The organism is Streptomyces sp. NPDC048275 (assembly GCF_040652275.1).
In the GTDB taxonomy this organism is placed as follows: domain Bacteria; phylum Actinomycetota; class Actinomycetes; order Streptomycetales; family Streptomycetaceae; genus Streptomyces.
Window position 1 is genome coordinate 24,201 of the sequence record NZ_JBEZLR010000103.1, and the last position, 11,738, is coordinate 35,938.

Genomic DNA, 11,738 nt, shown 5'->3' on the forward strand with positions numbered 1-11,738 from the left:
ACCCCTGTGGACAACCACCTGTGGACAACTCCACAGCCGTCACCCGCCAGGGTGAGGCCCGCCCGGAAGCGAGCGAGCCCACCCCTGACGAACACACGGGTCTACCCGGGATAAACCGGCGCCGTGCCCTCCTTGACGACCTTCTGCCACTGCTCCCCGGACGACAGCCGCACGATCCCGTCCTCCTCGGAGTGCGCCACCAGCGGCAGCCGATCATCCCCGGACGCGGCGATCTCCTTCACCCCTGTCAACGCGGAGGGCGCCTGATTCCCCGAATTGGAGCCGTCGACCTGGACGTACCGCATCTGCTGCACCCCACCGGACTCGCGCCCGACGACGACAAGCCGACTGTCTCCGGCCCACGACATGGCCGTGACCTCCTCCAGCTGCGGTGCCACGGAACGCAGTTCAAGGATCGAGATGACGGGCCGCTCTCCGGGCTTGGTGTCACGCTCGATGCGTCCGACCTGCAGCGAACTCTTGCCGTCCTTCTCGACTATCAGCGCGATCCGCACCCCGTCGGCGGCCACCCGCACCGCCTCGACGCGCCCGTCCAGCCCCGGCGCGGTGACCTCCAGCGGATCGCCCGCACCCTTCTCCAGCAACAGCAGCCGGGGGTTCTTCGGATCGCGGTCGGCCACCCACAGATCGCCCCGCCCGTCCCAACTGGGCGTCGTCAGCCGGTCGTCCTCCGTCTTGCCCTGGCTGTGCAGCACCGCGTCCCCGAGCGAGGCGCCCGACACCAGCGAACCGACGTACAGCGAGCTCCCGTCGGTCGACACTCCGGCCGCACTGTCCTCGTCCCGCGACACCGCGGCCGCCCGCAGCTTCTTGTCGCCCTCACCCAGCGCACCGGGCACCGGCTCGGGCTGCTTGTCGCCGTTGCCGCTGGGCAGCCGCACGAGCCGCTGCTTCCCATCGATGAAGTACTGGTACTCGGGCCGCTTGCCCGTACCGTGCGAGGCGATGATCTCCGCACGGTCCTCGGTGAGCACACACAACTGCGAGCCGTTGGACCGCTGCAGCTCCACCTCGTCGACCCCCGTGGGCGTCAGGTCCTGCAGGGTGAACAGGAGTTGGGCCGCCATCCTGTCGCACTGGGCCTCTCCGGCCCGGTCGGCCTTCTTGTTCAGCGGAACCGTCACCCTGTTCCGGTCGTCCGGCGACAGCGACGTGACGTCCTTCTTCAGCTCCGTGCCGGAGGGGAAGCTGGACGTCACCACCGGGTCCAACCAGCGCGTGGGCCCCTTCAGGAGCGCCCGGACCATCTCCGTCATCGGGTCCACCTCCCCCCGCACATAGACCGGATCGGCGACGGTCCCCAGCTGTCGGCCCGTCCCCGAAGGCGCGTTCGAGGAGAAGTAGTACTTGTTGACGGACACATAGTTGCGCTGGAAGTCGGACTGGCCCATCACCACACCCTGCGGCAGCCCGTCGATGCGCCACTGCTTGGTGTCCTTCTGCAGGGAGAGGTGCACCGTCTTGCCGTACGAGCCCGAGTCCGGCGCGTACGCGTGCTGCCCGTCCACCGTGGCGACCTTTCTGCCGGACAGCGCGTACGAATAGTCGTCATCGCTGCCCTCCCTGGTCCCCGCGCGCTCCGACACGGTGTTCGGCCCGTCCGCCAGGACGGTCGTGGAGCGGTACGGATCCCAGGCCTTGCGGGCACCCGCCGTCAGATACTTGCGCGCCGTCTCGTACTGCGCGTCATCACTGGTCAACGCCTCCAGGAAGCCCTGCACGATCTCCGCCGGCGGGGCATCCTCGCGCGGTGGCATCGCGAAGACCCGGACCTGCGAGTCCGGCCTCGGCGTGGACTCCACCCCGCGCAGATCCCCGCTGTCCGGCATCGAGGCGCACCCGGTCAACAACAGCGCACCGCAGCCGACGTACGCCCCCACGCGCCCGCGGCGCCGATGGCCGCTCCCCTCGCGGTCAGCGCCCACGAAATGCCTCCCCTTGTCCAAGCTCCTCGGGCTCGCCGTCGTCCCGGCCGCGCTCTTCCGCGGTCCGCTCCCCACCTGCGGCAGCCGCACCATCGGGCCGTCGCGCGGCCCCTGCCGGCCGCGGCACCACGCGCGCGCCGTTACCCGGCAGCGCCGTCGGATCGGCCGTGGGCGACACCCCGGCCAGCCGCGGCACCATGGGCGCCCGTGGCGGTGCCCCATTGCCACCCGCGCTCTGCACGGGCACCGTGGCGAGCTTGCCACTGCCGCCGAGGGGCAGACCCGCGTCATTAAGTCCACGATTACGCCGTGAGTCCTTGGGCTCCAGGGGTATCGGGGACCCTCGCAGCGACTCGTCCGCGGTCCGCGGCAGCGTCAGCCGGAACTGCGAACCACCACCCGGCTCACCCCACGCCTGCAGCCAGCCGCCGTGCAGCCGGGCGTCCTCCAGGGCGATGGACAGCCCAAGACCCGTACCACCGGTGGTACGCGCGCGTGCCGGGTCCGCCCGCCAGAAACGGCTGAACACCCTGGTCGCCTCGCCGGGCTTGAGGCCGACGCCGTAGTCGCGCACCGCGACCGCGACCGCCCCGCCCGCCGCCGCGAGCTTGACCACCACGTCCCTGCCCTCGCCGTGCTCCACGGCGTTGACGACGAGATTGCGCAGCACCCGCTCCACCCGCCGGGCATCCGCCTCGGCAACCACCGGCTGCTGGTCGCCGACGACCTGTATCCGCGTGCCCTTGCGCTCGGCGAGCGGCGCGGCGCCGCTGACCACACGACGTACGACTTCCCTGAGGTCTATCGCCTCTGCCTCCAGCGCCGCCGCGCCCGCGTCGAACCGGCTGATCTCCAGCAGATCCGCCAGCAGCGTCTCGAACCGGTCCAGCTGATCGGCCAGCAGCTCGGCCGACCTGGCGGTCACCGGATCGAAGTCCACGCGCGCGTCGTGGATGACGTCTGCCGCCATCCGGACGGTCGTCAGCGGCGTACGCAGCTCGTGCGACACATCGGACACGAACCGCCGCTGCATCCGCGACAGGTCCTCCAGCTGCTGGATCTTCAACTGCAAGTTCTGCGCCATCTTATTGAAGGCCTCGCCCAGACGCGCGATGTCGTCCTCGCCAGTGACCTTCATCCGTTCCTGCAGCCGCCCCGCGGACAGCCGCTCGGCGATCCCCGCCGCCATCCGGACCGGCGTGACGACCTGGCGCACCACAAGCCAGGCGATGGCCCCCAGCAGCACCACGACGAACAGTCCGGCCGTCGCGAGCGTCCCCTTGACCAGGCTCAGCGACTTCTCCTCCTGCGTCAGCGGGAAGAGGTAGTAGAGCTGGTACGGGTCTCCGTGGGGGTCGTTGACCTGCTTGCCGATGACCAGCGCCGGCTGCGAATCCTTGTCGTCCTTGTAGACGACACGGGTGTAGCTCTGAGCCGCCAGCGAATTGCTGTCGACGCGTGCGCGCAGATCCTCCGGCACGCTCACCGTCGGATCGACATTGCCCGAGTAGCGCGGTCCCAGCCCGGCGCCGCCGTTGCCGGCCGCGGTGGAGCTGAGCGTCACCACGTCGAACGCGCCCTGGCCACCGCTGGAGAGGGACACCACGAGGTCGCTCATCCACTGACTGACGTTCGTGGACGAGCGGCCCGCGGCGCTCGAACCGTCGTCGCCGTTCGCCGTCGCGGCCGAGTCCGCCTTCTGCTTGGCCACCGAGAAACCTCCCGTGGCCTGGCTCTGCGACGCCTTCACCTTGGCGTCCAGCAGACCGTTGCGCACCTGCCCGATGACGACGAAGCCGAGCAGCAGCACGACACCCAGCGACATCAGCAGCGTCGTGACGACGATCTTGAGCTGGATGTTGCGCCGCCACAGCCGCATCACGGGCAGCAGCGGACGGCGCACCCAGCGCATGAACAGCCGAAGGACCGGGCTGCCCTGGACTCCACCCTGCAGCAGCCCGCCCTCCACCAACCGGCCCCAGCGGGAGCCCGTCACCTTCCGGCCGACAGGCCGCTCCGTGCGGACCCCCGACTCACCGGGCGCCGAAGCGACACTGTCCCGGGACATGTCAGCTCGGTCCGGCCTTGTAACCGACGCCACGGACGGTCACCACGATCTCCGGCCGCTCCGGGTCCTTCTCGACCTTGGAGCGCAGCCGCTGGACATGGACATTGACCAGGCGGGTGTCCGCCGCGTGCCGGTAGCCCCACACCTGCTCGAGGAGCACCTCCCGCGTGAACACCTGCCACGGCTTGCGGGCCAGCGCCACCAGCAGATCGAACTCCAGCGGCGTCAGCGCGATCGACTGCCCGTCCCGCTTCACAGAGTGACCGGCGACATCGATGACGAGGTCACCTATGGCCAGCTGCTCGGGCGCAGGCTCCTCCGACCTCCGCAGTCGCGCCCTGATCCGCGCAACCAGTTCCTTTGGCTTGAACGGCTTCACGATGTAGTCGTCGGCACCCGACTCGAGGCCGACCACGACATCGACGGTGTCGCTCTTCGCTGTGAGCATCACGATCGGCACCCCGGACTCCGCCCTGATCAGGCGGCACACCTCGATACCGTCCCGGCCTGGAAGCATCAGGTCCAGGAGCACCAGATCGGGCTTGCTCTCACGAAAAGCGGCCAGCGCCTTGTCGCCGTCGGCTACGAAAGACGGCTCAAAACCTTCACCACGCAACACAATGCCGAGCATCTCGGCCAGTGCGGTGTCGTCATCGACGACAAGGACTCGTCCCTTCATAAACGCCATCATCCCATTAACTAAATCGTTACCTGGCGTGACCTGTCACACAGCTCAGCGAGCGCCTCAGCCGTCACGGGCGCCACGGCGCCCTCTTCGGTGACGATCGCTGTCACCAACTCGGGCGGCGTCACATCGAACGCCGGGTTGTACGCCTGGGTTCCCAGGGGTGCCACCGGTATCCCGCCGCCCGCTTCCACTCCCGCCGCCGGCACCTGCGGCGCTGTGATCTCAGTCACTTCATGACCTGCGCGCTGCTCGACCTCGATGGACCTTCCGTCCGGGGTATCCGGGTCCACCGTCGTCACCGGCGCCACCACGATGAACGGCACATGGTGATACCGGGCCAGCACCGCGAGCGGATAGCTCCCCACCTTGTTCGCGACCGAACCGTCGGCCGCGATCCGATCGGCCCCGATGAGCACCGCGTCCACCTCCCCCGCCGCGAACAGTGATCCCGCCGCGTTGTCCGTGAGCAAGGTGTACGCCATTCCGTTGCGCGCCGCCTCGTAAGCCGTCAGGCGAGCACCTTGCAGCAACGGACGCGTTTCGTCCACCCACAGCCGCCGCAGCTGCCCCGCCCGATGCGCCGCGAGAGCCACCGCGAACGCCGTCCCCTCCCCACCGGACACCAGCGCCCCCGTGTTGCAGTGGGTCAGGATCCGATGGCCACCGCCCGGCAGCAGCTCGTCGAGCAGCGCCAGGCCGTGCTCTGCCATCCGCGCACTGGCCTCGGCATCCTCCCGGTGCAACGCCCGCGCCGCCGCGAGCGCCGCCCCGGCGGCCCGCTGCCGGTCGCCACCACCCGACAGCGCGGCACGGTACGCCGCCTGCGCCCTGCGCACACCGACAGCGAGGTTCACCGCGGTGGGCCGGGCACCTGCCAGCGCGTGAGCGGCCTCGTCCACGTCGAAGCCACGTGCGGCGGCGAGCGCGACGCCGTACGCCCCGGCGATGCCCAGCAGCGGCGCCCCGCGCACAGCCAGTGTGCCGATCGCCTCCACCAGCGCGGGTGCGTCCGTGCACACCAGCTCGACCTCCTCGGAGGGCAGCCGTGTCTGGTCGAGAAGGACCAGCACGGGCCCTTCCGGCGGCTCGTCCCAGCGGATCGCCGGTATCTCCAACGGGCCGTCATTCTCACGGGATTGCGCGTACTGATCAGCCATCCGCCCAGTCTGCCCCGTACCGGGCGGACAATAGAAGCAGTGCAGGCCATACGGCGGCCGGTCCCATGCCGGGCACACCGTGGCACGATGGCTGCCAACCTGCCGCCGCGACCGCGGACGGGCACCGTGAAGGAGCGACGATGAACGACACTCCGGGCTGGGCCTCGCCCGGATCTGCCCCCTCCGACGGGCAGGAGCCGGACAACTCCAGCGCCGCGCAGCCCACGGAGCAGCCCGCGAACCAGGGCGGCACGGAACAGCCCGAGCCTCCTTCGAAGTGGTCCAAGGAGCAGCCCCCGCCCAGCCAGTGGTCCGCTCCCAGCCCCCACGGCCCCGGCCAGACCCCACCGCCGCCGCCACCACCACCCGGCCAGGGCTGGGGCGGCCAACACCCCGGCGGCCCGGGCAGCCACGGAGGCCAGGGCGGCGGATACGGCGGCTGGGGAGGCCCCGGTGGCTACGGAGGCCCAGGAGGACCCGGCGGTTGGGGCGGTAACTGGGGCGGACCGCCGCCCGCGGCCAAGCCCGGCGTGATCCCGCTGCGCCCTCTCGGCGTCGGCGAGATCCTCGACGGCGCGGTCTCCACCATGCGAACGTACTGGCGCACGGTTCTGGGCATCTCCCTGACCGTCGCGGTCGTCACGGAGATCGCGGTCATCCTGCTCCAGGGCTTCGTCCTCGACGACAGTGCCGGCACGGACGCCCTCGAGGACCCGAGCGCCACCGTCGGCGAGCTCAGCCGCGCCCTCGGCGACACCATGCTCAGCTCCGGCGTCGTCCTGCTCATCACCCTACTCGGCACCATCATCGCGACGGCCCTGCTCACTTCCGTGACCAGCCGCGCGGTGCTCGGCAAGTCGGTGACCACCACCGAGGCCTGGCGCGACGCCCGACCTCAGCTGCCGAAGCTGTTCGGCCTGACCTTCCTGCTGCCGCTCATCGCCGGTGCGATCATCGCCATCGGCATTCTGCCGGGCGTGATCATCGCGCTCGCCGGCGCGGGCGACGCCGGCGCCGCACTCGCAGTCCTCGGCGGGCTCGGAGCGGGTGTCGTCGCCATCTGGCTGATGATCCGCTTCTCGCTCGCCTCGCCCGCTCTGATGCTCGAGAAGCAGAGCGTCTGGAAGTCGATGAGCCGCTCCGCGAAGCTCGTCCGCGGCTCCTGGTGGCGGGTCTTCGGCATCCAGCTGCTCGCCACGATCATCGCCAACGTCGTGGCGTCGATCGTCGTGATCCCGTTCGCCTTCCTCGCCGCGGCCCTGAGCGGCGACGGCGTCAGCGGCTTCCTCGACAGCGGCAGCGACCTCGGCTGGACCTTCCTCATCGTCAGTGGGATCGGTTCGGTGATCGGGTCCATGCTCACCTTCCCGATCACCGCGGGCGTCACCGTGCTCCTCTACATCGACCAGCGCATCCGCCGCGAGGCTCTCGACCTCGACCTGGCGCGCGCCGCCGGTGTCCAGGACTACGGCCCCAGCACTCCCGGCCCCACCCCGGGGAGTTGATGCGGTGAGTCCGACGGGGGGAGTTCTCACAGCGGCACTGGCACTGCCGCACACCGGCGCCACGGCCGTCCTCGCACTGCCGCGCGCCGGCGACGAACCACCGGTGACCATCCCGCGCGACCCCGCGCGGGAGGCGGCCAAGCGCGAGCTGTCCAAGCGGATGTACCACGAGAACGACCCCAGCCTGGTCCAGCGCGCCCTGAACGCCTTCTGGGACTGGGTCGGCAAGCTGTTCAACGCCGCCTCTGCCGCAACTCCCGGCGGGACGCTCGGACTTGTTGTGATCGTACTGGCGGTGCTGGCCGTGTTGGCTGCCCTGTGGTGGCGCCTCGGCACCCCACGCCGCACTCCCGCACCGTCCGCAGCGCTCTTCGACGACCGCCCCCGCAGCGCCGCCGAACACCGCGCGGCCGCCGAAGCGCACGCCGCCCAGGGCCACTGGAACCAGGCCGTCCAGGAACGCATGCGCGCCGTCGTCCGCTCCCTCGAGGAGCGCGCCCTGCTCGACCCGCGCCCCGGCCGCACCGCGGACGAGGCAGCCGCCGAAGCGGGACGCACCCTGCCTTCCCACATGGACGGACTGCGCGCCGCGGCCCGGGACTTCGACGACGTGACATACGGAGGACGGGCCGCCGCCTCCAGCACGTACCACCGACTCACCGAGCTCGACCGCGACGTGGAGCGCACCAAACCCGTGCTCACGAGCAGCGGCCACAGCGCGGCCCACAACACCCGCCACGGGGCCGCCTCATGACCGGGGCCACCCTCGCGTCCACCTCTGCCTCGCCCACTGCCCGGCAGGTATGGACCCGCGCCCGAGGTGTCACACTCGCGATCGTGATCCTGCTTGCGGCCGCCGTCGCGATCGCCGCGATCCGTTCCGGCGCCCAGCACGGCCGCCTCGACCCGCGCTCCGCCGACCCTTACGGCAGCCGCGCCGCCGCCGAACTCCTCGGCGACCGCGGTGTCTCCACGCGCGTGGTCACCACCCTCGACGAGGCCCGCGCCGCGGCCGGCCCCGACGCCACTCTCCTCGTCGCGGCCCCCGATCTGTTGACTCCCCGTCAGCAGGACGGCCTCCACACGGCGACCGAGAACTCCGGCGGCCGAACCATCCTGATCGCCCCCCAGTCGCCCTCCCTCGACATCCTCGTCCCCGGAGTCACCGCCGACCCCGCGATCAGCTTCGACTCGACCCTCTCCCCCGACTGCGACCTGCCCGCAGCCCGACGAGCGGGCAGCGCCGACACGGGCGGCGTCCGCTACAACACCACCGACCTCACCGCAAACGCGTGCTACCTCAGCGAGGGCCTGCCCACCCTGCTGCGCATCCCGGCCCTCGAAGGGGACGGCGACACCGTCATCATCGGCGCCCCCGACATCCTCTACAACGATCGTCTCGACGAGCAGGGAAACGCCTCGCTCGCCCTCCAACTCCTCGGTTCCCGCCCCCACTTGGTCTGGTACCTCCCCTCACTCTCCGACACCTCGGCCACCGACGCGGGCAACCAAAGCTTCGTCGACCTGCTCCCCTCGGGCTGGCTCTGGGGCACGCTTCAGCTCTTCATCGCGGCAGCCCTGGCCGCCCTCTGGCGGGCACGTCGACTCGGCCCCCTCGTACCCGAACGCCTCCCGGTAGCGATCCGCGCCTCCGAAACCGTCGAAGGCCGCGCCCGTCTCTACCGCAAAGCGGCCGCCCGCGACCGCGCCGCCAACGCTCTGCGCGCCACCACCCGCACCCGCCTCGCCCCCCTCGTCGGCGTATCCCCCGCCCAGGCGCACGCGCCCGAGGCCCTGCTCCCCGCCCTGTCCGCCCGCCTCCAAGGCGACGGACCGACCCTGCATTCCCTCCTCTTCGGCCCCCCGCCCCGCGACGACGCAGCCCTCATCTCCCTCGCCGACCAACTCGACGCCCTCGAAAGAGAGGTACGCCGTCCATGATGGACCCGACCACTGACAACGCCGGGTACGCCGGGGATCCGAGCACCGCCCGCTCCTCCCTGGAGTCCCTGCGCGCCGAGATCGCCAAAGCCGTGGTCGGCCAGGACCCCGCCGTGACCGGCCTTGTCGTCGCCCTCCTCTGCCGCGGACACGTTCTCCTCGAAGGAGTCCCCGGAGTCGCCAAAACATTGCTCGTCCGCGCGCTCGCGTCCGCGCTGGAACTCGACACCAAACGCATCCAGTTCACCCCCGACCTGATGCCGAGCGACATCACGGGCTCCCTCGTCTACGACGCTCGCACCGCCGAGTTCTCCTTCCAGCCCGGCCCGGTCTTCACGAACCTGCTCCTCGCCGACGAGATCAACCGCACCCCGCCCAAGACCCAGTCGTCCCTCCTCGAGGCGATGGAGGAGCGCCAGGTCACGGTGGACGGCACCCCGCGTCTCCTCCCCGAACCGTTCCTCGTCGCCGCGACTCAGAACCCGGTCGAGTACGAGGGAACGTATCCCCTCCCCGAAGCCCAACTGGACCGATTCCTCCTCAAACTGACCATCCCTCTCCCGTCCCGCGAGGACGAGATCAACGTCCTCACCCGCCACGCAGAGGGCTTCAACCCGCGCGACCTGCGCGCCGCCGGCGTACGCCCTGTAGCGGGCCCCGCCGACCTGGAAGCCGCCCGCGCCGCCGTCGCCAAGACAGCCGTCTCCCCCGAGATCACCGGCTACGTGGTCGACATCTGCCGCGCCACCCGAGAATCGCCGTCCCTCACTCTCGGCGTCTCCCCGCGCGGCGCGACGGCCCTCCTCGCCACAGCCCGTGCCTGGGCCTGGCTGACCGGCCGCGACTACGTCATCCCCGACGACGTCAAGGCCCTGGCCCTCCCCACACTCCGCCACCGGATCCAGCTCCGTCCCGAAGCGGAGATGGAGGGCGTGACGGCCGACTCCGTCATCAACGCGATCCTCGCCCACGTCCCCGTACCCCGCTGATGGCACTCACCGGACGCGCCGCCCTCCTGGCGGCCCTCGGCACACTGCCCGTCGGCATCTGGGAACCGAGTTGGCTGGGCATCCTCGCCGTGAACGCTCCCCTGGCCCTGGCCTGCGCCTGCGACGCCGCCCTGGCCGCACCCGTACGCCGCCTCGGTTTGACCCGCTCCGGCGACACCTCGGTACGTCTAGGAGAGACCGCCGAGGTCGCCCTGACCCTCACCAACCCCTCCGGCCGCCCTCTGCGCGCCCACCTCCGCGACGCCTGGCCCCCCAGCAGTTGGGAGCCAGGAACCGAGGTCTCCGCCTCGCGCCACCATCTGACGGTCCCCGCGCGCGAGCGACGTCGCCTCACCACTCGCCTGCGCCCCACCCGCCGCGGCGACCGCCAAGCGGACCGCGTGACCATCCGCTCCTACGGCCCCCTCGGCCTCTTCTCCCGCCAGGGCAGCCACAAAGTCCCCTGGACGGTACGCGTCCTGCCGCCGTTCACCAGCCGCAAGCATCTCCCCTCCAAACTGGCCCGGCTCCGCGAACTCGACGGCCGCACCAGCGTGCTGACCCGCGGCGAAGGCACGGAATTCGACAGCCTCCGCGAGTACGTGCCCGGCGACGACACCCGCTCCATCGACTGGCGCGCCACGGCCCGCCAGACCACGGTCGCCGTACGCACCTGGCGCCCCGAACGCGATCGCCACATTCTCCTGATCCTCGACACCGGCCGTACGTCGGCAGGCCGCGTGGGAAATGCCCCACGCCTCGACGCCTCCATGGACGCGGCGCTTCTCCTCGCCGCCCTGGCTTCCCGGGCCGGCGACCGCGTCGACCTTCTCGCATACGACCGCCGGGTACGCGCCCTCGTCCAGGGCCGCGCGGCGGGCGACGTCCTCCCGTCCCTGGTCAACGCGATGGCAACCCTGGAACCGGAACTCGTCGAAACGGACGCACGCGGCCTCACCGCCACAGCACTCCGTACGGCCCCACGTCGCTCCCTGATCGTGCTTCTGACCAGCCTCGACGCAGCCCCCGTCGAGGAGGGCCTACTTCCCGTACTCTCCCGCCTCACCCAGCGCCACACAGTCCTGGTCGCATCAGTGGCAGACCCACACATCGCGCATATGGCGACGGCTCGGGGAACCACCGATGCGGTGTACGAGGCAGCAGCCGCGGCCCAGGCCCAGGCGGAACGCCACCGCACTGCCGAACAGCTGCGGCGCCACGGAGTCACAGTCGTCGACGCCACCCCGGACGACCTGGCTCCTGCTCTCGCGGACGCATATCTGGCACTCAAAGCCGCAGGACGACTGTAAGAGCCAACGAAAAAAGGGGGCCTCTTGTTTCAAGAGGCCCCCTGAACGCAGAAAACCCCTGTACCGGATTCCCGGTACAGGGGTTTTCTCTACAATTAGTTCGGCGGCGTCCTACTCTCCCACAGGGTCCCCCC

General features: G+C 70.7%; 9 protein-coding genes. 5 read left to right on the top strand and 4 right to left on the bottom strand.

Annotated elements, in window-relative coordinates:
- Positions 1-101 precede the first annotated feature (101 nt).
- Genes AB0D57_RS38970 through mtnA form a run of 4 tightly spaced genes read right to left on the bottom strand, consistent with a single transcriptional unit; the run spans position 102 to position 5,859 of the window.
- On the bottom strand, positions 102-1,946 hold the full coding sequence (locus AB0D57_RS38970) for an LpqB family beta-propeller domain-containing protein (protein WP_362084816.1): 1,845 nt from the start codon (positions 1,944-1,946) through the stop codon (positions 102-104).
- Complete coding sequence (gene mtrB / locus AB0D57_RS38975) at positions 1,936-4,014, bottom strand: MtrAB system histidine kinase MtrB (protein WP_362084819.1); 2,079 nt, start codon at positions 4,012-4,014, stop codon at positions 1,936-1,938. Before mtrB ends, AB0D57_RS38970 begins: the two co-directional genes overlap by 11 nt.
- 1 nt (position 4,015) lies before the next feature.
- The gene (gene mtrA / locus AB0D57_RS38980; protein ID WP_199812060.1) at positions 4,016-4,705 is read right to left on the bottom strand and encodes a two-component system response regulator MtrA; all 690 of its coding nucleotides are present in this window, start codon (positions 4,703-4,705) and stop codon (positions 4,016-4,018) included.
- Positions 4,706-4,713: 8 nt separating this feature from the next.
- On the bottom strand, positions 4,714-5,859 hold the full coding sequence (mtnA, locus tag AB0D57_RS38985) for an S-methyl-5-thioribose-1-phosphate isomerase (RefSeq protein WP_362084824.1): 1,146 nt from the start codon (positions 5,857-5,859) through the stop codon (positions 4,714-4,716).
- 140 nt (positions 5,860-5,999) lie between these two features.
- Between mtnA and AB0D57_RS38990 the strand changes: the two genes are divergently transcribed.
- The 5 genes from AB0D57_RS38990 to AB0D57_RS39010 are packed head-to-tail and all read left to right on the top strand — an operon-like array spanning position 6,000 to position 11,604.
- Positions 6,000-7,364 carry a glycerophosphoryl diester phosphodiesterase membrane domain-containing protein gene (locus AB0D57_RS38990; RefSeq protein ID WP_362084827.1) on the top strand — a complete coding sequence of 455 codons (1,365 nt, stop codon included), beginning with the start codon at positions 6,000-6,002 and terminating at the stop codon, positions 7,362-7,364.
- Between the two features lie 4 nt (positions 7,365-7,368).
- The gene (locus AB0D57_RS38995) at positions 7,369-8,118 is read left to right on the top strand and encodes a DUF4129 domain-containing protein (protein WP_362084830.1); all 750 of its coding nucleotides are present in this window, start codon (positions 7,369-7,371) and stop codon (positions 8,116-8,118) included.
- Positions 8,115-9,305 carry a DUF4350 domain-containing protein gene (locus tag AB0D57_RS39000; protein ID WP_362084833.1) on the top strand — a complete coding sequence of 397 codons (1,191 nt, stop codon included), beginning with the start codon at positions 8,115-8,117 and terminating at the stop codon, positions 9,303-9,305. The genes AB0D57_RS38995 and AB0D57_RS39000 overlap by 4 nt, the downstream gene beginning before the upstream one ends.
- On the top strand, positions 9,305-10,294 hold the full coding sequence (locus tag AB0D57_RS39005) for a MoxR family ATPase (protein ID WP_362084842.1): 990 nt from the start codon (positions 9,305-9,307) through the stop codon (positions 10,292-10,294). Before AB0D57_RS39000 ends, AB0D57_RS39005 begins: the two co-directional genes overlap by 1 nt.
- A complete protein-coding gene (locus AB0D57_RS39010) occupies positions 10,294-11,604 on the top strand; it encodes a DUF58 domain-containing protein (RefSeq protein WP_362084836.1) in 1,311 nt (436 codons plus the stop codon). Before AB0D57_RS39005 ends, AB0D57_RS39010 begins: the two co-directional genes overlap by 1 nt.
- Positions 11,605-11,738: the final 134 nt, after the last annotated feature.

Coding starts and splice junctions, on each gene's coding strand:
- AB0D57_RS39010 (WP_362084836.1), top strand. CDS start 10,294: ATGGCACTCACCGGACGCGCCGCCCTCCTGGCGGCCCTCGGCACACTG.
- AB0D57_RS39005 (WP_362084842.1), top strand. CDS start 9,305: ATGGACCCGACCACTGACAACGCCGGGTACGCCGGGGATCCGAGCACC.
- AB0D57_RS39000 (WP_362084833.1), top strand. CDS start 8,115: ATGACCGGGGCCACCCTCGCGTCCACCTCTGCCTCGCCCACTGCCCGG.
- mtrB (WP_362084819.1), bottom strand. CDS start 4,014: ATGTCCCGGGACAGTGTCGCTTCGGCGCCCGGTGAGTCGGGGGTCCGC.
- mtrA (WP_199812060.1), bottom strand. CDS start 4,705: ATGATGGCGTTTATGAAGGGACGAGTCCTTGTCGTCGATGACGACACC.
- AB0D57_RS38990 (WP_362084827.1), top strand. CDS start 6,000: ATGAACGACACTCCGGGCTGGGCCTCGCCCGGATCTGCCCCCTCCGAC.
- mtnA (WP_362084824.1), bottom strand. CDS start 5,859: ATGGCTGATCAGTACGCGCAATCCCGTGAGAATGACGGCCCGTTGGAG.